We start from the raw sequence: 17,675 nt of genomic DNA on the forward strand, positions 1-17,675 counted from the left end.
ATTTGCGCACCTTAAGTAAGCTCCTTTCACGTGACTGTCCCTACCTCCGACGCTGATCGCCGCCTACGACTGCTTGCCGACGCCACTGCAACGCTCGGCACGTTGTCCGACGTGTTGAACCCGCTCGGTGAGCGTTTTGCTGCGGCCGGTCACGAGCTGTTCCTGGTGGGTGGCAGTGTTCGCGACGCGATCCTCGGCCGCTTCAGTGGCGATCTGGACTTCACGACGGACGCCAGGCCGGAGAAGGTTCAGGCTCTGCTCAAGGGCTGGGTGGACAAGCAGTGGGACACGGGCATCGAGTTCGGGACCATCAGCGCCATCAAGCACGGCCAGGAGATCGAGATCACGACCTTCCGGGCCGACGCTTACGATCGCGTCTCTCGTAATCCGATAGTCGAGTACGGCACGACGTTGGCCGACGATCTGGTGCGCCGCGATTTCACCGTCAACGCGATGGCGATGAAGATCGGCGCGGACGGTTCCTACACGTTTGTCGATCCGCTGAACGGCATGGACGCGCTGTTGGCCGGAGAGCTCGATACGCCGTCGGCGCCGGAAAACTCGTTCAACGACGATCCGCTGCGGATGCTGCGTGCAGCCCGGTTCGTCTCGCAGCTTGGTTTCACGTTGAACAATCGTGTTTTCGAGGCCATCAAGGAGATGGCGTCGCAGATCGAGCGAATCACCGCCGAGCGTGTGCAGGTGGAGCTGAACAAACTGATGCTCGGCATGTACCCGGTGGACGGCATCAACATGATGGTCGACTCCGGACTGGCCGCATACGTGCTGCCCGAGGTTCCGCAGATGAAGCTCGAGATCGACGAGCATCACCAGCACAAGGACGTCTACCAGCACTCCCTCACGGTGCTCCAGCAGGCGATCGATCTCGAAGAAGGCGATCCGGACCTCGTATTGCGTTGGGCAGCACTGCTTCACGACATCGGAAAGCCGGATACCAAGCGTAACGAGCCTGGCGGTGGGGTCAGCTTCCACCACCACGAGGTGGTCGGCGCCAAGCTGGTGCGCAAGCGCATGCGGGCACTGAAGTTCTCGAAGCAGATGGTCGACGACGTCTCACAGCTCGTGTTCCTGCACTTGCGTTTTCACGGCTACGGCAAGGGACAGTGGACCGACTCGGCGGTGCGGCGGTACGTCACCGACGCGGGCGAGCTGCTCCCCCGCTTGCACAAGCTCGTGCGGGCCGACTGCACCACACGCAACAAGCGTCGCGCCGCGCAGCTGCAGGCCACGTACGACGACATCGAAGAGCGGATCGCGCGCATCGCCGAGCAGGAAGACCTTGCTCGGGTGCGTCCGGACCTCGACGGCAACGCCATCATGGAACTGCTCAACATCCCGGCCGGCCCGCAGGTGGGCAAGGCATGGACGTTCCTCAAGGAATTACGTCTGGATCGCGGCCCGCTCGAGCGTGACGAGGCCGAGGCCGAACTGCTGAAGTGGTGGGCTACCCAGCAGGGCTAGTTTCTCGTTTCTTGCGGTTGATCAGCACCGCTGACAATCCGGCGGCATAGACACCCGCACCGGCAACGGCCAGGCCGACGCTCTTGCCGTCGGGTGCGATCACCGTCGACGCTGCCGCGATCGCACCGATGAACGCGACGTTGAACACGGTGTCCTGCAGTGCGAATACCTGACCACGACGGTCGTCGTCGATGTCGATCTGCATGGCCGCGTCGCCGCTGAGTTTCACGGACTGGCCGGCGATGCCGAGCAGGAAAGCGGCAATCAGCAGCGACCCCTGAGTCAGCGTGGTCACGAAGACGAGCTGGACGAGAACCGCGCACACCAGGGCGTAGGTGATCGTCCGTGAGCGACCGATCCGCGGGATGAGGAACGGTGTGATCAATGCCGCGATCAGCATTCCGATTGCCGTGGCGCCGACGGCGACACCGAATCCGGCCATCCCTCCGGGTAATTGGGAGCCGTTCGAGGTGTCGCGTAGGACCAGCACCATGATGAGGGTGTTGATGCCGAAGCAGATGCGGTGCGCTCCGATTCCGATCATCGCCGTGGTGACGCCGGGCGCCTCCCAGACAGCGGTTGCCCCGGTGCGCAGTCCGGCCGTCACCGAACGGACGGCACTGGCGCGGACCACTTCGTCGGCGACCGGACCAAGTGAGCGGGCCGTGAACCTGGCCGCGGCGAGGGCCGCGATCACCGATCCCAGTGCTGCGATGGCCACGGCGGCGCCTGACGCTCGATCCCCCGCGCCGATCATGCCGATGATCGCCACCGCTGCCGAAGCACCAAGAGCGGCTACCACCGAACCAGCCGTTGTGAGAACGGAATTGGTTGCCACCAGCCACGATTGTCGGACGACCTTCGGCAGGGCTGCGGATACGCCTGCCCCGACGAAGCGACTGACTCCGATTGCAGCAAGCGCACAGGTCAACAACAGAGTGTCACCGCCGCCGGCGACCAGCAGCACCGCAGTGGTCAGGATGAAGAGCCCGCGGAGCACGCTCGCCCACAGGAGCACCAGGCGGCGGTCCCAACGATCCAGCAGAGCGCCGGCAAAGGGGCCGATCACCGAATAAGGAAGGAGCAGTACGGCAAAGCCGGCCGCTATCGCCACCGGATCGGTTTCGCGTTCCGGGTTGAAGAGGATTGCGCCGCCGAGCGCGGCCTGGAACATTCCGTCGCCGAACTGGCTGGAAAAGCGGACGAGCGCCAGCCTTCCGAGGCCGGGTGATTCACGCAGGGTGTGCAGTACGCGCTGCCAGGCCTCGCGGCGGTTCGAGGCTCGGTTCATAAGCGGAAACTGTAGTGGGTGGGTCAGGCGCCGATCTTGACGGTGGCCCGCTCGAGGATCGGCGCGACGTCGACGCCCCTCGGCAGCGTTCCGAACACACTCCCCCAGCTGTTTCCGAGCCGACTCGCGCAGAACGCGTCGGCCACCGCGGGGTGCCCGTAGCGGAGCAACAGCGAGGCCTGCAGAGCGAGCGCCATGTCGCCGACGATCTTTCGTGCCCGGTATTCGATGTCGTCGAAATCGCCGAATGCCACCTGGAGATCCCGCACGGCCTGATCGAAGTGGCCGTCCACTCCACTGGCTCGTTTCAGCTCGTCGAAGAACACCTGCAGTGTTTCGGGTTGCTTGGCCATCGCCCGCAGTGTGTCGAGCGCCGCGACGTTGCCGGAACCCTCCCACACCGAAAGCAGCGGAGCCTCGCGATAGAGGCGCGGCATCCGGGATTCCTCCACGTATCCGTTTCCGCCCAGACACTCGAGTGCCTCGGCAGCGTGGATCGGTCCGCGCTTGCAGACGAAGTACTTACTCACGGCCAACGAAATGCGTCGTAGTGCGCTGGCGTGGGCATCGCCTGCGGTTGCGCGGTCGGTCAGAGCGGCCAGCCACATCGCGACGGTGGTCGACGCTTCCGATTCCACCGCCAGATCTGCCAGAACGTTTCGCATCAAGGGTTGGTCGATCAGGTTGGCGCCGAAAGCACTTCGATGATTCGCGTGGTGAACTGCCTGCATGGTGCCGACGCGCATGCCGGTGGCCGTGCCGATCGTGCAGTCCAACCGGGTCATGTTGACCATCTCGATGATGGTGCGCACGCCCCGGCCTTCCTCGCCGACCATCCATGCGAGAGCGTCGCGGTACTCGACCTCACTACTCGCGTTGGAATGATTGCCCAACTTGTCCTTCAGACGCTGCAGGAACATGTTGTTGAGCGAGCCGTCCGGCAGGACCCGAGGCAGGAAGAAGCACGACAGACCACCCGGTGCCTGGGCGAGGACGAGGAACACGTCCGACATCGGCGCGGAGGTGAACCACTTGTGGCCCGTCAGCAGGTAGCTGCCGTCGGATTGTGGCACTGCCCTTGTGGTTCCGGCACGAACATCCGAACCGCCCTGTTTTTCCGTCATCGACATACCGGCGATCAATCCGGGTTTGGTGAGGGGAGCTTTCAGCGCCGAATCGTAGTGCCGCGTGGTCAGGAGGGGTTCGTACTGCGCGGCCAGATCCGCGTTGTGCCGCAGCGCGGGGATCACGGCGTACGTCATGGAGATGGGACAGCCGTGGCCGGCATCGGTTTGACCCCACACGGCCATCTTCGCGGCGCGGACGAGGTGTGCGTGTGGATTCGGGTCAACCCACGGAGCGCCGTGCAGTCCCAATTCCACTGCGGTGCTCATGAGTTGGTGATAGGCGGGGTCGTAACGGACCTCGTCGATGCGGTTGCCGTAGCGGTCGTGGGTTCTCAGAACAGGTGGGTGCTCCTCGGCCAGATCGCCCCACTCCTGGGCCTGAGCACTGCCGGCGCGGATCCCGACGCGATGAACCCCTTCGAGTGCGTCCGATGCTCCTTCGCGGTGTAGTGCCTCGAGGATCGGCGCGTATTCGGCTGCGTCGTAATCGATCAGGGGCGGAACCTGATTGGTGACTTCATGCGTGGGTGTCATCGAAGCTCCCTAACGATCGAAGGGTGAAGGCGAGAATGGCGTCGATCGCAGCGGGATCGGTGGTGCCGCCGCGCAGTGGAAGGATCAGGGCCTCGCCGATTGCCCCGACGATGCACGCTGCCGTCAGAGTGGCGTCCTGTGGCGGTATCTCACCGGATTCGACTGCTGAGCGAATTGCGGTGGCCAGGCAATCGCGGAACGATTCGCGAAACATCAACCGCTGTTCGTCGACGAGAGGATCTACCGGTTCCACCAGCAGTGCATAGGCGAGAACCGGTGCGCGCATGGCACGTTCGGCGAAGGTCCGAACCGACGCTGATACAGCGGAGCGGTGGTTGCCTTCCAGATGTCGGGCGCTGTCTCCGGCGTCCCGAGCTGCGGATACCTCACGGCTGCAGACTGATTGGAACACTTCGGCGAACAATTCGCCCTTGCCGTCGAAATGTCGATACAGCGTCCCGGTGCCGACGCCGGCGTTCTTGGCCACCGCGGCGATGGAACATCCCGCATAGCCGTGGGTTGCCACTGCCGTCGTAGCGGCCTCGAGCAGTCGGGCGCGTTGGGCGTCCAATCTTTCCTGTACTGCCGGAGTGCGGCGATAGGCCATGTGAAGAAGTGAACACCCGTTCCGTTCTTGCGTCAAGAGCTGACTGGAGCAGAACGGCGACATGGCTACTGGAGCATCGTTGAACTTTTACACGCAAACCCCGTGGGTGAGCATTTCGATCAGCCCGTCGGCCGCCTTTCGAAACGGTTCTTCGGATTGGGCAGCACGAGCGAGGACGTAAGCACCTTGCCGCACTGCGAGAATGGTGGTGGCGAGAGCTTCGATGTTCGCATCGGGACGGATTTCACCGTTGCTGCGCCCGTCTTCGAGTGTGGATGCGATGTTCTGTTGAATCCACACGAACATGGTCTGGATCGGTGCTCGCAACTCGTCGTTGGATGCGACCTCGGAGTCTTGGACCAATCTCCCGAGCCGACACCCGCGGAGGACGTGTTCGTCGATCGTGAGGAAGGCAGCGATCTTGTCGACGGTCGTCTCGCCGGAGTTGAGTCGTTCGGTGATTTGCGCTTGTAGTTCGCGCCCCATGAGATGCTCTGCGGCCACCGCCAGGTCCGCTTTCCCCTGGAAGTGGTGGTACATGCTGCCTTGCCCGACGTCAGCCATTTTCTGCACGGCACGTGGGCTCGTTCCGGAGTAGCCACGCTCCCACAACAGTTCTTGCATGCTTGCGATCAGCCGTTCCGCACTACCCATACAGACATTGTACCTATGGGTATGTACAGTCTCTGTGAAAGCTGTTGTACTTGCAGGTACAGAAATTCCGGAGACGGGGGCCTCCTATGGGCACGAGCAACATCTCTGCTGACAGCTCGGTCGGTGACGCAGTCTCCGGCGGCACGAAACATACTGCGCTGTTGGGTGATTCGAGAGATCAGGCACTGGCACTCACTGCGGTTTGTCTTGGATTCTTCATGATCCTGTTGGACGGGAGCGCTCTCAACATCGCGTTACCGGCAATCGAACGCGACATCGGTGGCTCCATTGCCGCTTTGCAATGGTTGGTGAACATCTACACGGTTCCTCTGGCCAGCCTGTTGCTCACAGCGGGAGTTCTGGCGGACCGAGTCGGTTCCCGCAGTGTCTTCCTGTGGTCGTTGGGCGGCTTCACGGCGGCTTCTCTGTTGTGCGCCGTCAGCCCAAACCTTCTATCGCTGGCGGCATTTCGTTGCCTGCAGGGTGTCGCTGCTGCCGGGCTTCTTCCAACGACACTGGCGATCATTGCACGCACCTATCCGGATCCGATCGCGCGTGCCAAGGCAATCACGATTTGGGGAGCAACGGGCGGAATCGCATTGGTCGCAGGACCGATCGGAGGAGGCTTGCTCACCGAGTTCATCGGTTGGCGCTCGATCTTCTTCGTCAATGTTCCCATCGGCGTTCTAGCCCTCTGGCTGTGCTGGCGGCATGTCCGTGAAACCGCGACGCGCGATGCGGAATCCTATGACGTTCCCGGGCAGGTCCTCGGCATCGCCGGACTTGCCCTCCTGGTAGCCGGTTTGATCGAAGGCGGCTCCCGCGGGTGGGGTGATCCGTTGGCGCTGGCGTTGCTACTCGGATGTGTGGCAGCGCTCGTCGGGTTCTTCGTCGTCGAGGGCCGGACCCGGCATCCGGTTCTGCCGCTGTCGATCTTCCGTAAGCCGGCGTTCTCTGTATCCATAGCGAACGGATTCGCCTTCCAATTCGGGGCCTACGGCATGCAATTCATGCTCGCGATATTCATCCAGTCCTACTGGGGCTCTTCAGCGCTGCGGACAGGACTGTTCTTTCTGCCGTTTGCAGTGTTGTGGACGTTCGGAACGCTGGTCCTCAATCGCGTGTGGGCAGGTCGCGGTATGTGCTGGCTCCTGACTGTCGGTGCTTCCACTGCTGCGATCGGCGCGCTCCTGTGCACCGCGATCGGGGACAGCGATACCTGGCCTGTGGTGATGGCGGGGACCGCCCTCGTCGGTCTCGGGTGTGGTGTGTTCGGCCCCAGCTGCAATGGAGCGGCCATGGCAGTGATCGACAAATCGTTCGCCGGACTTGCCTCGGGGGTACTGAATACCTCCCGTCAAACGGGCATGGCGATCGGCGTCGCGGCCCTGGGCATCGCTCTGAGTGCGTCGAACTCCGTTGGTGGGGCACGCATCGGGATGATCTTCGTTGCAGCGTGTTTCGTGGCCATCGTCGCTCTCAGTCGACGCTATCTCACGCAGATCTGAGTGATGCCCGGCCCACCGCCAGATTCAGGCAGCAGCGGTGCGAGCCTGTTCCGCGCGCCACCACGCGACGGTCGCTTCGGCGGCCTGATCGAGCGGCGTCGGCGAGAGTCCGAGCAGCACTTCGCTGGCGCTCGAGTCCATGACGAACGGCTTGGTGAACTGGTAGTTCATCTCCGCGAGTTCGCGGCTGTCGGTGTTGATCTTGCCGGCGGCGTCGAGCACCCAGGCGGGGAGTACACCCACCTTGGCGGGGGATGCCCCGGCGGCGCGGGCGAAGGCCTCGGCGATCTTGCGCTGAGTGAGCGCGGGGCCGGTGGGTGCGTGGAGGACGGAGTTCCAAAGTTCGGGGTTGTGTGCCGCCGCGATCATCGCTGCTGCGAGATCGGGGATGTAGGTGAAGGAGTGCGGCTGATCTGCGGAACCGATGACACGAATCTTCTTACCTACCATGACTTTCGGAACCATGCGCTCGCCCGCGTGGGCAGTGCGGACGCGGGGACCGAAGAAGTCCGAGGCCACGACGCTGACGGTGGGTGTTGCAGAGGCCTCGCGAGCACGCAGCAGCGCGGTGCGCACGCCGCGCTTGCCACCGGTGGCGTTGCGTGGATCGGATTCGGTCATCAGGGTGTCGGAGTTGTAGGCGTAGAGGCTTTCGGGGAAGACCACGACGGCACCGATGGATGCGGCCGCGTCGAGCACAACCTTCTCGGCCGCCGGGAGTTCCCGCTCCCAATCGGCTGCGTTGTAAGCAGCGTGGATGCAGTGGTAGATGGCCGTGGCGCCCTCGCTGACCGAGCGAAGGGCCTCGGAATCCGAGACGTCGACGCGTCGGCGGTCGATCAGCGGGTGCTCGGGCCCGCTGCCGGACCTGGTCAGGAGCCGGACGTTGATTCCCTGCTCGGCGAGCTGTAGTGCGACGGCGGATCCGACGGGTCCTGCTCCGGTGACGATTTCGAGGTTCGACATGGTGTGCTCCTTCTTGTTTCGAGTGAACTGAGAGCACTGCTCTCGTTTTCAAGAATGCACCTGCACCCGAGCGCTGTCAAGAGCAGTGCTCTCTTTTGTTGATGCTGCTCTCGGGAATGGGGCAAGATGGACTCATGGTTGGAACTCCCCGTGAGCGGGCGCGCGAACAGACGCTGCAGGACATCACCCGTATCGGACGCGAGCATCTTGCTGCCGTCGGCGCTGCCGCTTTGTCTCTGCGGGCCGTCGCGCGTGACCTGGGAGTCGTGTCCTCAGCGGTATACCGCTATGTCGCCAGTCGGGACGAACTGCTGACCTTGCTGGTGGTCGACGGGTACACGGAACTGGGCGCGGAAGTGGACGCCGCCGTGAATGCCGTTGCAGCAGAGGATTTTCGCGGACAGTTCATTGCTCTCGGGCGCGCCGTTCGGAGCTGGGCGATCCGGGAGCCGGCCCGCTACGGTCTGTTGTTCGGCAGCCCCGTCCCCGGCTACGACGCTCCGGGCGAGCAGACCACCGGCCCCGGCACCCTCGTCGTGACCCGGCTGATCGGGATCATCGACGCCGCCCATCGCGCGGGTTCACTGACGGTGCGAGAGGGTCCGGGCCTGAGTGACACGTTGGCAGCGGACCTCGAGGGAGTGCGGATTGAACTGGGTACCGACCTGCCGCCGGATGCCGCGGTGCGCGCAACTCTCGTCTGGGTATCGCTGTTCGGTTCGGTGAACTTCGAGGTGTTCGGGCAGTACGGAAGCGATACGTTCACCGACGCGAGCGAGATTTTCGAGCGGCATTTGGCACTACTTGCCGATGTGGCGGGTCTGACCTGAACACGCTTGTGTCTCGTTCCTCCGCGCGCAGTTGTCGGTGAGATGATGTCCTTGTGGCGCACGCAGAAGAACCCGAGGATCGAATGGCCTGGATAGAACCGGAGGTTCGTCCGGGCAGTTTGTTGGTGTCGTCGACCGATCTCACGGAACCCGCATTTCGCCGCACCGTCATCTACATGATCGAGCACAACGACGCCGGGAGCCTGGGCGTCGTCGTCAATCGGCCGAGTGAGACGGCCGTGCAGAACGTGTTGCCGCAGTGGTCACCGCTGACCGCGCATCCTTCGGCCCTGTACATCGGTGGACCAGTCAAGCGTGACTCGGCGCTTTGCCTGGGCATCGCTCGCAACGGTGCGCGGATCGACGGCGTCGCCGGCCTGCGGCGGGTGGACGGCAAGGTAGTCATGGTGGATCTGGACTCGGACCCGGAGGTCATTGCTCCTCTGGTCGAAGGGATCCGCATTTTTGCCGGGTACTCGGGTTGGACTCTGGGCCAGCTGGATTCGGAGCTCGAGCGTGAAGACTGGATGGTGATCAGCTCGCTGCCGTCGGATGTGCTGACGCCGCCCCGAGTCGATGTCTGGGCACGGGTGCTACGACGCCAGCCGCTACCCGTGGCGATGCTGGCCAGCCACCCCATCGAGGTGGAACGAAACTGACTTGTCGGAGGTCGATGATATTCCTGTGTCATCGTTTTCGAGAGAGGTGGCAGTAATGCTCGCTGAGCGTCAGATCCAGTGCGCGGATTGTGTTTCGGATGTCGATCACTGCCACGATTCTTTGCTACGGCATGCCGACGGGTCACTCGAATGCACCGGCGCGAACTGCCTCGACCTGGCATCGGTCCGCCATGCGCTGTCCATCGATTGTGCTGAACTGCAGGGCGGTTGCGGCTGCGTCGACGCGACCCGAGGCGAGTTGCTCGCTAGCTGACGCTGACCGGATCCCGATTCGCGAAGCGTTGCGCCATCGCAGCACAGACGATCAGTTGGATCTGATGGAAGATCATCAGCGGCAACACGATCAGGCCGACGGGCTGGCCCGCGAACAGTACAGCCGCCATCGGTAGGCCCGTTGCCAAGGACTTCTTCGACCCGCAGAAGATGATGACGATCTGATCGGGAAGATCGAACCCGAGCTTGCGCCCCGCGAGAGTGGTCACGCCGAGAACCAGCGCGAGAATCAGGCAGCACACGATTGTGAGGATCACGATCTGCCAGATCGTGATGGTGCTCCAGATCCCCTCTTTCATGCTTTCGCTGAAGGCGGCGAAGACAACGAGGAGGATCGATCCGCGATCGACGTACTTGGTGGGTTCGGCGTACTTCTGCAGCCATCCGATCACCAGCGGGCGGATCAGCTGACCGACGATGAACGGGATCAGCAACTGCACGACGATGTCGAGGATCGACGAGAAGTCGACCGTCGCCTGGCCGGTGGTGTTCATCAGCAGAACCACCAGCAGCGGTGTGACGAAGACGCCGATCAGGTTGGAGAACGACGCACTGACGATCGCGCCCGCGACGTTCCCCTTGGCGATCGACGTGAACGCGATCGAAGACTGAACCGTCGACGGAACCAGGCACATGTAGAGGATGCCGGTGTAGAGCTCGTCGCTGATCAGCGTCGGTGACAGGAATCGCAGTGCTAGGCCGATCAGTGGGAACAGCACGAACGTCGCGGCGAGGACGACGGTGTGCAGTCGCCAGTGCTTGACGCCCTTCCAGGCTTCCTGCGGCGAGAGCCGTGCGCCGTAGAGCAGGAACAAGAAGCCGATGGCGATCTTGGTGGCCCAGTTCAGAATGCTCTCCGCGGTACCCGATACCGGGAACACACTTCCGAGCACGCCGGCGATGATGATGCCGAGGATGAACCCGTCGATGTAGAACCTACTGAGAAACTTCACCTGGCTAAGGATAACGGCGAGCTTCAGCGGGCTCTCGAGCCCCACGAAGGTTGAAGCCCATCACCGCCAGGCACAGCAGCGTCCCGATGATCGACAGCTCGATGATGGCCGTCTGCATTCCCTGGAGGGTGATGGCGATACCCGCGGTGATCGACGGGATCGCCAGTCCCGCGTAGCTGACGGTGAAGAACGCGGCCAGAACTCCGCCGTGGCTCTCGCGGGCGTGGGTCCGGGCGGCGGCGTTGACGCGCTTCATGCCGCCGGCAAACGCCAGACCGTGCCCGGCGCCGACCACGACGGTGATGACGCCAAGCAGTGCCAGGCTCGGGACGAGGTCGACCACGAGGAGGCCGATCATTCCCAGAGCGAGGATTCCCAGACCGACGGTGACGGACGTGCGCGGGTCCATGCGGCTTCCGCCGAGTTGCGCGACCACCGAGCAGATCATCACCAGTGCGGCCGCCCCGCCGCCGAGCAGAAGGTTGTCAATGTTCAGCAGGCTGGTCATCCACGACGGGACCACCGACTGGAAGAGCCCGACCGCGCCCCACGACAGCGCGACGGCGAGCGAGCTGAGCCAGAAAGTCTCGCGAACAGTGGCGGGAACATGTGGCATCTGGAAGAACCGCTTCGGGCGTGTGACGTCCCCGATCCGCGGAAGTAGCAGCAACACGATCAGTGCCGGGATGAACGCGACGAGGAAGATCAGATACGGCAACCGCAGCGGTTGTGGAAGGTACTGGGCGATTGCACCGGACACGAGTGGTCCGAGCGCACCGCCCAACGCGCCCGTCACCGTCGATACGAGCGCTGCTCGTCGGTGATCGAACTTCGGTTCCTGCTCCACCAATGCGGCGCTACCCGCCGCACTGGCCGCGCCCACCGCGATTCCCTGGGCAATCCGGCCGACGAACAACCACACCGTCGCGTCGGCAAATGCCAGAACGAGCGTGCCGACGACGCTCAGAGCGAGTGCAGTAAGGAGCACGGTGCGTCGGCCGAGGGCGTCGGACAGCGGTCCGAAGAACAGCAATGCCGGAACGAGGCCGGCGACGTAGACGCCGTAGATCAGCGTCTGGATGGTGGGCGTGAATCCGAACTCGGTCCGGTACAGCCCGTAGACGGAGGTGGGCATGTTCGCGCCCAAGAGGATCACGGTGAGGACGTAGCCCACGCCGTAGAAGTGTCGATTGGTGCGGCGTGTGCGTTCTTCGGTGGCGACAGCTGTGGCGGACGTGGGAAGCCCCTCCTGAAGACAGAGTGCGAAAATACATGGGTCGTCCTACGTATCGTAGGTGAGTGGAATGATCGCCGCTAATGCTGTGAGGATGAGCTGATGACCGTTGTTCGCAAAGAGTCCGCGTACGAGCAATCCCTCGACTGGATGCGCACGCAGATCTCCGACGGCGTCTGGACAGTGGGCAATCGTGTTCCGACCGAGCCGGAGCTGATGAGTGTTCTCGGCGTCGGCCGGAACACCGTGCGCGAAGCGATCAAGACATTGACCTCGACGGGAGTTCTCGAGATCCGTCGCGGATCAGGGACCTTCGTGCGCGCTCGGACCGACATCGGCGGACTGCTCGGCAAACACGCGTCCGTCGACGAGATGAAATACGTCTTCGAAGTGCGTCGTGCGCTCGAGATGGAAGCGGTCCGGTTGGCGTGTGAGCGTCGCAGCGACGACGACGTTCGGATACTTCGTGAACTGGCCGCCAAGCGTGATGTCCCAGCGGAGAACTTCGTCGACGTCGATCTCGCGTTTCACATTGCCGTTGTCGATGCCGCCCACAATCCCGTGCTGAAAGATCTGTTTGCCGGAATCCTCGAAACAGTTCGAGCCACCTACGAGGTGACCGAAGGGGTGCATCCGCCGTCGCTGACGTCTTCGCATCATCAGGGAGTTGCCGAAGCCATCGCCGAACGCGATGTCACCAAAGCCAGGGCTGCGGCGTGTGGGTATCTCGAGAAGACTCAGGAAGCGATCGGTTCAGGCTCGGCGGTTAGCGAGTCCGGGCGTCGGCCAATCGATTGAGTGACCCGGCGATGTCTTCGGCTTCGGGTGTCGTGATCGTGAGTCGGTCGCCACAAGCGAACGTGATGACCACCGCTGGTCCGGTGCGGGTGACGACGCCGTAGTTGCGACGACCCTTGGTCTTGAGTCCCCAGCCGCCGAAGTCCGCGAACGGTTTGATCTCCGCGATGTCAGCTCCGACAACTTCGTCTATGTCGTAGGTCATCGCAGCCATCCCCATGTTGATCACCCGGATCTCCCGTTCGTCGACGATCACCCGGAAGCGAACCAAGCTGACGACAAGCAGGCCGAGTGCCCCGAAGATGAACAGCGGCCAGAGTGACCGCGTCGCCAACGCCATGATGACTCCGGGCGACAGAGTGATCGCAGCGAGGATCACCGACCCCTTGGTGCTGAATCCGACGTCGTCGGAGATGGGGAGAGCGCAGCGGCTTCGCGGCAACCCGGCCGAGGGTTCGATCGTGGCAAGAGTGCGGACGCGGTAGTCACGCAGGAACGAGGCGCCGATCCACCCCAGCACCCCGCCGATGACAAAGCCGACACCGATAGACCACAGCGGGAGTGACGTCGTGGATGGATCGGTGACATCGAGTTGGGTGTAGAGCAAAGCGAAGTTCACTGTCGTGATGAGCCCGACCACGCTCAGCCCGACAACTAACATGAATCGGCGCATCATCAGCATCGCGGGAGCAAGAGCAGCAATCGCACTCAGGCCGCCACCGAAGAGCAGCGTCAGAAGTGCAATGGTCCAGGCGTTGGCCGACGGGGTGGAGAATCCGTCCGGCGAGGTGGTGGTCCAGTGAGTCGCGATCTGTTCCGGGAGGCGGGGCTCCCAAATTTTTGTCAGGACGAAGCCGAAGACCGCACACAACAGCGGAACGACTAGCCCGAATACGACCCCGGCCGGGTCGACCACGCGATGTTTCACGTGAATCAATGATCCGGCTGGCAAGCATCCTTGAGCGCGCAGGCACCGCAGGAAGCGGTGCCGCAAGCGGCAGCGTTCGCCTTGGCCTCGGGGGTCTCCGCCACCGGCTCGTCGGCGGCAGGCTCGGAGTGTCCGCCGCAGTTGCAGTCGTTACCGCATCCGCTCTGCTGCGGGAGCGCGGCGGCTGCGCGGGTGCCGATGCCTCCACCGAAACCGGCAGTGAGGACGGCGACGACGACGGCGATGATCGCGACGGCAATGCCGAAGACTCCGCCGATGGTCAGTGCTGCGACTCCGCCGATGACCAACATTCCAGCGGCCGCGAGCATGGTCGGACCGGCCACCTTGTTGGCGAGGGCGAACGACTCCTCGCTCCGCAGGGAATCCTCGGTGCGGACACCGGCCCAGCGGTTGCGCGGGAGTTTGCCGATCAGTCCGGCGACAGCAACTCCACCGACGGCGACAGCGAGCACGAATAGCACCACAGCGACAACGATCACCCATACAGGATAGGCGCGAGTGGAGTTGATGGTATGCCCGGGTCGTGCAGGCTCTACCCTGGTTATCGGTATTTCCGTCAGCCAAGTAGATAGCGACCACAGTGACCGAGTCTCCGCAGTCCCCCGATTCACCAGCCGACGCAACTCCGCAGCACCGCTACACCGCGGAGCTCGCCGGCCAGATCGAGCAGCACTGGCAGGACCGCTGGAGTGAGGAAGGCACGTTCAACGCGCCCAATCCGGTCGGTCCGCTCTCCTCGCCCGACGGTGTTCCCGCCGACAAGCTCTTCGTGCAGGACATGTTCCCGTACCCCTCGGGTTCGGGCCTGCATGTCGGTCACCCGCTCGGATACATCGCTACGGACGTCTTCGCGCGCTTCCATCGCATGCAGGGCCGCAATGTCCTGCACACCCTCGGTTACGACGCCTTCGGTCTCCCGGCCGAGCAGTACGCCGTGCAGACGGGTACCCACCCACGGACCACCACCGAGTCCAACATCGCCAACATGAAGCGCCAGCTGCGACGCCTGGGTCTGGGCCACGACGAGCGTCGTAGTCTCGCGACGACGGATGTCGACTTCTACCACTGGACGCAGTGGATCTTCCTGCAGATCCATGGCGCCTGGTACGACAAGGAAGCCGGCAAGGCGCGTCGTATCTCCGAGTTGGAAGCCGAGTTCGATTCCGGTGAGCGCGCTCTGGAAGACGGACGCGAGTGGGCTTCGTTGGACGTGGCCGCGAAGGCCAAGGTTCTGGACTCGTACCGCCTTGTCTACCAGTCGGATTCGATGGTCAACTGGTGCCCCGGTTTGGGTACCGTCCTGGCCAACGAGGAAGTCACCGCCGACGGTCGTAGTGACCGCGGAAACTTCCCAGTCTTCCGTAAGCATCTCCAGCAGTGGATGATGCGCATCACCGCGTACTCCGATCGCCTGGTCGACGACCTCGAGTACCTGGATTGGCCGGACAAGGTCAAGGCCATGCAGCGCAACTGGATCGGACGCTCGTACGGTGCCGAAGTTACCTTTGCTGCAGGCGAGTACGGCGTCGATGTGTTCACTACCCGTCCGGACACGCTGTTCGGCGCCACCTACGTGACGCTGGCTCCTGAGCACGACTTGGTGGACAAGCTCGTCGCGGACGAGTGGCCCGAAGGTGTCGACGCGCGCTGGACTGGCGGTGCCACGACTCCGGCGGAAGCTGTTGCTGCATACCGTAAGTCGATTGCCGCCAAGACCGACCTGGAGCGCCAGGAAAACAAGGAGAAGACGGGCGTCTTCCTCGGTTCCTACGCCGTCAATCCGGTCAACGGACACAAGGTTCCGATCTTCATCGCCGACTACGTTCTGACGGGTTACGGCACCGGTGCGATCATGGCAGTTCCGGGACACGATCACCGTGACTGGGAGTTCGCGAACGCGTTCGGTCTGGATATTCTCGAAGTTATTGCCGGTGGCAATGTTTCGGAGGCTGCGTACTCCGGTGACGGCCCGCTGGTGAACTCCGACTACCTCGACGGGCTGGACGTTGCCGAGGCCAAGGCGACCGTCATCAGTCGCCTCGAGGAGAGCGGCCAGGGCAAGGGCACCATCCAGTACAAGCTGCGCGACTGGCTTTTCGCGCGTCAGCGTTACTGGGGCGAGCCTTTCCCGATCGTCTACGACGCGGACGGCAACGCACACGCTCTGCCGGATTCGGCTCTGCCCGTGGTGCTTCCGGAGGTCGAGGACTACGCACCCGTGTCCTTCGATCCGGACGACGCCAACTCCGAGCCCTCTCCCCCGCTGAACAAGGCGACCGACTGGGTCAACGTCGAGCTCGATCTCGGTGACGGTCTGCAGACCTACCACCGCGACACCAACGTCATGCCGCAGTGGGCAGGTAGCTCGTGGTACCAGCTGCGCTACATCGACCCCACCAACCAGGACGCCTTCTGCGACCCGCAGAACGAGGCGTACTGGACGGGCCCGCGTCCGGAACTGCACGGCCCCAACGATCCCGGTGGAGTCGACCTGTACGTCGGCGGCGTCGAGCACGCAGTGCTGCACCTGCTGTACTCGCGCTTCTGGCACAAGGTTCTGTTCGACCTGGGCTACGTGTCCTCGAGCGAGCCGTACCGTCGCCTCTACAACCAGGGCTACATCCAGGCATTCGCGTACACCGATGCCCGCGGCGTCTACGTGCCGGCAGAAGAGGTCGTCGAGCGTGACGGCAAGTTCTTCTTCGAGGGCGCCGAGGTCAACCGCGAGTACGGCAAGATGGGCAAGAGCCTGAAGAATGCCGTTGCGCCGGACGAGATCTGCGCCGAGTTCGGTGCAGACACTCTGCGTGTGTACGAGATGTCGATGGGTCCGCTGGACACCTCGCGTCCGTGGGCAACCAAGGACGTCGTCGGTGCTGCGCGATTCCTGCAGCGAGTGTGGCGCGTCGTCATCGACGAGGAGACCGGCAAGCCCCGTGTCACCGACGAAGCTCCTGGTGAAGAGACGCTGCGTGCGCTCAACAAGGCGATTTCCGGTGTCATCGAGGATTACACGGCGCTGCGCGACAACACGGCCGCCGCGAAGCTGATCGAGTACAACAACCACCTCACCAAGGCGTTCCCGGGCGGTGCGCCGCGTGCTGCTGTCGAGCCGCTGGTGCTGATGCTCGCTCCGCTGGCGCCGCACCTCGCGGAAGAGCTGTGGTCGCGTCTGGGTCACACGGAATCCCTTGCGCACGGACCCTTCCCGGCAGTCGAGGAGAAGTGGCTCGTCGAGGATACCGTCGAGTACCCGATCCAGGTCAACGGCAAGGTTCGTAGCCGCATCAGCGTCCCGGCGGATGCCGATCGCAAGGCTGTCGAAGAGATCGCGCTGGCCGATGAGAAGATCGTCGCTCTGCTCGAGGGCAACGCACCCCGCAAGGTGATCGTTGTGCCGGGCAAGATGGTGAACATAGTTCTGTAGGGCCTTCGGCCCCTGTGCGCCGTTTTGGTAGTTACCGCTACCGAAACGGCGCACAGTCGTTTCTGGGGATGATTCCCGACGTTGACACCGAGGGGGAACCTCAAAGGCGGGATCGTCAAGTACGGGGTGGTCGGTATTTCGAAGATGGGAATGGCTCCACGTTCAAGTTCGAACCGAAAATCGTTGCCGTTGCTCATAATCCAAAGCCAGGTTCGAGTTTGTGACGCCAATCAGTCGTTGTCCTGAATGTCCCGCTCCACGGAACATTTGGTAGCGCGTGTTCGATGTGAGGGCTGTGATGCACGTAACACGTTGCCGAGAGCGGTAGCTGTCGTTCCACTGCACTTCCCCGCAAGGCCCCC

Annotated in this window: 15 protein-coding genes; 6 read left to right on the forward strand and 9 right to left on the reverse strand. The window is 63.2% G+C overall.

The window, feature by feature from the left end; all coding sequences use genetic code 11:
* Positions 1-30: 30 nt before the first annotated feature.
* A complete protein-coding gene (locus QM609_RS00110) occupies positions 31-1,482 on the forward strand; it encodes a CCA tRNA nucleotidyltransferase (RefSeq protein ID WP_003942535.1) in 1,452 nt (483 codons plus the stop codon).
* On the opposite strand, the gene QM609_RS00115 is transcribed toward QM609_RS00110, so the two are convergent.
* From QM609_RS00115 to QM609_RS00130, 4 genes are all read right to left on the reverse strand, one after another.
* On the reverse strand, positions 1,466-2,773 hold the full coding sequence (locus QM609_RS00115) for an MFS transporter (protein WP_007729119.1): 1,308 nt from the start codon (positions 2,771-2,773) through the stop codon (positions 1,466-1,468). The genes QM609_RS00110 and QM609_RS00115 overlap by 17 nt on opposite strands.
* A 23-nt stretch (positions 2,774-2,796) precedes the next feature.
* Positions 2,797-4,434, reverse strand: coding sequence for an acyl-CoA dehydrogenase family protein (locus QM609_RS00120; protein WP_050655907.1), 1,638 nt, complete (start codon positions 4,432-4,434; stop codon positions 2,797-2,799).
* Entirely contained in the window at positions 4,418-5,041 is a 624-nt protein-coding gene (locus tag QM609_RS00125; protein ID WP_042924289.1) for a TetR/AcrR family transcriptional regulator, read from the reverse strand. Before QM609_RS00125 ends, QM609_RS00120 begins: the two co-directional genes overlap by 17 nt.
* Positions 5,042-5,128: 87 nt before the next feature.
* Positions 5,129-5,695 carry a TetR/AcrR family transcriptional regulator gene (locus QM609_RS00130; protein ID WP_007729114.1) on the reverse strand — a complete coding sequence of 189 codons (567 nt, stop codon included), beginning with the start codon at positions 5,693-5,695 and terminating at the stop codon, positions 5,129-5,131.
* Positions 5,696-5,781: 86 nt separating this feature from the next.
* Here QM609_RS00130 and QM609_RS00135 point away from each other — a divergent pair, with 86 nt between their 5' ends.
* Positions 5,782-7,203, forward strand: a complete 1,422-nt coding sequence (locus tag QM609_RS00135) for an MFS transporter (RefSeq protein ID WP_007729112.1) — start codon at positions 5,782-5,784, stop codon at positions 7,201-7,203.
* A 24-nt stretch (positions 7,204-7,227) separates the two neighbouring features.
* Here QM609_RS00135 and QM609_RS00140 read toward each other — a convergent pair whose 3' ends face one another.
* Complete coding sequence (locus QM609_RS00140; protein ID WP_007729110.1) at positions 7,228-8,169, reverse strand: NAD-dependent epimerase/dehydratase family protein; 942 nt, start codon at positions 8,167-8,169, stop codon at positions 7,228-7,230.
* A 134-nt stretch (positions 8,170-8,303) separates the two neighbouring features.
* Between QM609_RS00140 and QM609_RS00145 the strand changes: the two genes are divergently transcribed.
* On the forward strand, positions 8,304-8,999 hold the full coding sequence (locus QM609_RS00145; protein ID WP_039973071.1) for a TetR/AcrR family transcriptional regulator: 696 nt from the start codon (positions 8,304-8,306) through the stop codon (positions 8,997-8,999).
* A 53-nt stretch (positions 9,000-9,052) separates the two neighbouring features.
* Positions 9,053-9,658 (forward strand): YqgE/AlgH family protein, encoded by a 606-nt coding sequence (locus QM609_RS00150; RefSeq protein ID WP_003942572.1) that lies wholly within the window; start codon positions 9,053-9,055, stop codon positions 9,656-9,658.
* Between the two features lie 266 nt (positions 9,659-9,924).
* Here the strand turns inward: QM609_RS00150 and QM609_RS00155 are convergent, their stop codons facing one another.
* A complete protein-coding gene (locus tag QM609_RS00155) occupies positions 9,925-10,905 on the reverse strand; it encodes a bile acid:sodium symporter family protein (RefSeq protein WP_003942582.1) in 981 nt (326 codons plus the stop codon).
* Between the two features lie 4 nt (positions 10,906-10,909).
* Entirely contained in the window at positions 10,910-12,079 is a 1,170-nt protein-coding gene (locus tag QM609_RS00160; RefSeq protein ID WP_007729103.1) for an MFS transporter, read from the reverse strand.
* 162 nt (positions 12,080-12,241) lie between these two features.
* Between QM609_RS00160 and QM609_RS00165 the strand changes: the two genes are divergently transcribed.
* Complete coding sequence (locus QM609_RS00165) at positions 12,242-12,937, forward strand: FadR/GntR family transcriptional regulator (RefSeq protein ID WP_007729102.1); 696 nt, start codon at positions 12,242-12,244, stop codon at positions 12,935-12,937.
* Here the strand turns inward: QM609_RS00165 and QM609_RS00170 are convergent.
* Together QM609_RS00170 and QM609_RS00175 are read right to left on the reverse strand one after the other, a co-directional pair.
* The gene (locus QM609_RS00170; RefSeq protein ID WP_230793344.1) at positions 12,906-13,865 is read right to left on the reverse strand and encodes a DUF1648 domain-containing protein; all 960 of its coding nucleotides are present in this window, start codon (positions 13,863-13,865) and stop codon (positions 12,906-12,908) included. The two genes, QM609_RS00165 and QM609_RS00170, sit on opposite strands and share 32 nt — an antisense overlap.
* Before the next feature lie 5 nt (positions 13,866-13,870).
* Positions 13,871-14,365, reverse strand: coding sequence for an SdpI family protein (locus QM609_RS00175; RefSeq protein WP_283336840.1), 495 nt, complete (start codon positions 14,363-14,365; stop codon positions 13,871-13,873).
* A gap of 101 nt (positions 14,366-14,466) precedes the next feature.
* Between QM609_RS00175 and leuS the strand changes: the two genes are divergently transcribed.
* Positions 14,467-17,313 carry a leucine--tRNA ligase gene (gene leuS, locus QM609_RS00180; protein WP_007729098.1) on the forward strand — a complete coding sequence of 949 codons (2,847 nt, stop codon included), beginning with the start codon at positions 14,467-14,469 and terminating at the stop codon, positions 17,311-17,313.
* Positions 17,314-17,675: the final 362 nt, after the last annotated feature.

Origin of the sequence: Rhodococcus sp. IEGM 1302 (assembly GCF_030056935.1) — a bacterium.
GTDB classification, from domain to species: domain Bacteria; phylum Actinomycetota; class Actinomycetes; order Mycobacteriales; family Mycobacteriaceae; genus Rhodococcus_F; species Rhodococcus_F qingshengii.

Excerpts from the sequence above, each read along its gene's own strand:
- QM609_RS00115 (WP_007729119.1), bottom strand. The coding sequence starts at position 2,773 with ATGAACCGAGCCTCGAACCGCCGCGAGGCCTGGCAGCGCGTACTGCAC.
- QM609_RS00120 (WP_050655907.1), bottom strand. The coding sequence starts at position 4,434 with ATGACACCCACGCATGAAGTCACCAATCAGGTTCCGCCCCTGATCGAT.
- QM609_RS00125 (WP_042924289.1), bottom strand. The coding sequence starts at position 5,041 with ATGGCCTATCGCCGCACTCCGGCAGTACAGGAAAGATTGGACGCCCAA.
- QM609_RS00130 (WP_007729114.1), bottom strand. The coding sequence starts at position 5,695 with ATGGGTAGTGCGGAACGGCTGATCGCAAGCATGCAAGAACTGTTGTGG.
- QM609_RS00135 (WP_007729112.1), top strand. The coding sequence starts at position 5,782 with ATGGGCACGAGCAACATCTCTGCTGACAGCTCGGTCGGTGACGCAGTC.
- QM609_RS00140 (WP_007729110.1), bottom strand. The coding sequence starts at position 8,169 with ATGTCGAACCTCGAAATCGTCACCGGAGCAGGACCCGTCGGATCCGCC.
- QM609_RS00145 (WP_039973071.1), top strand. The coding sequence starts at position 8,304 with ATGGTTGGAACTCCCCGTGAGCGGGCGCGCGAACAGACGCTGCAGGAC.
- QM609_RS00165 (WP_007729102.1), top strand. The coding sequence starts at position 12,242 with ATGACCGTTGTTCGCAAAGAGTCCGCGTACGAGCAATCCCTCGACTGG.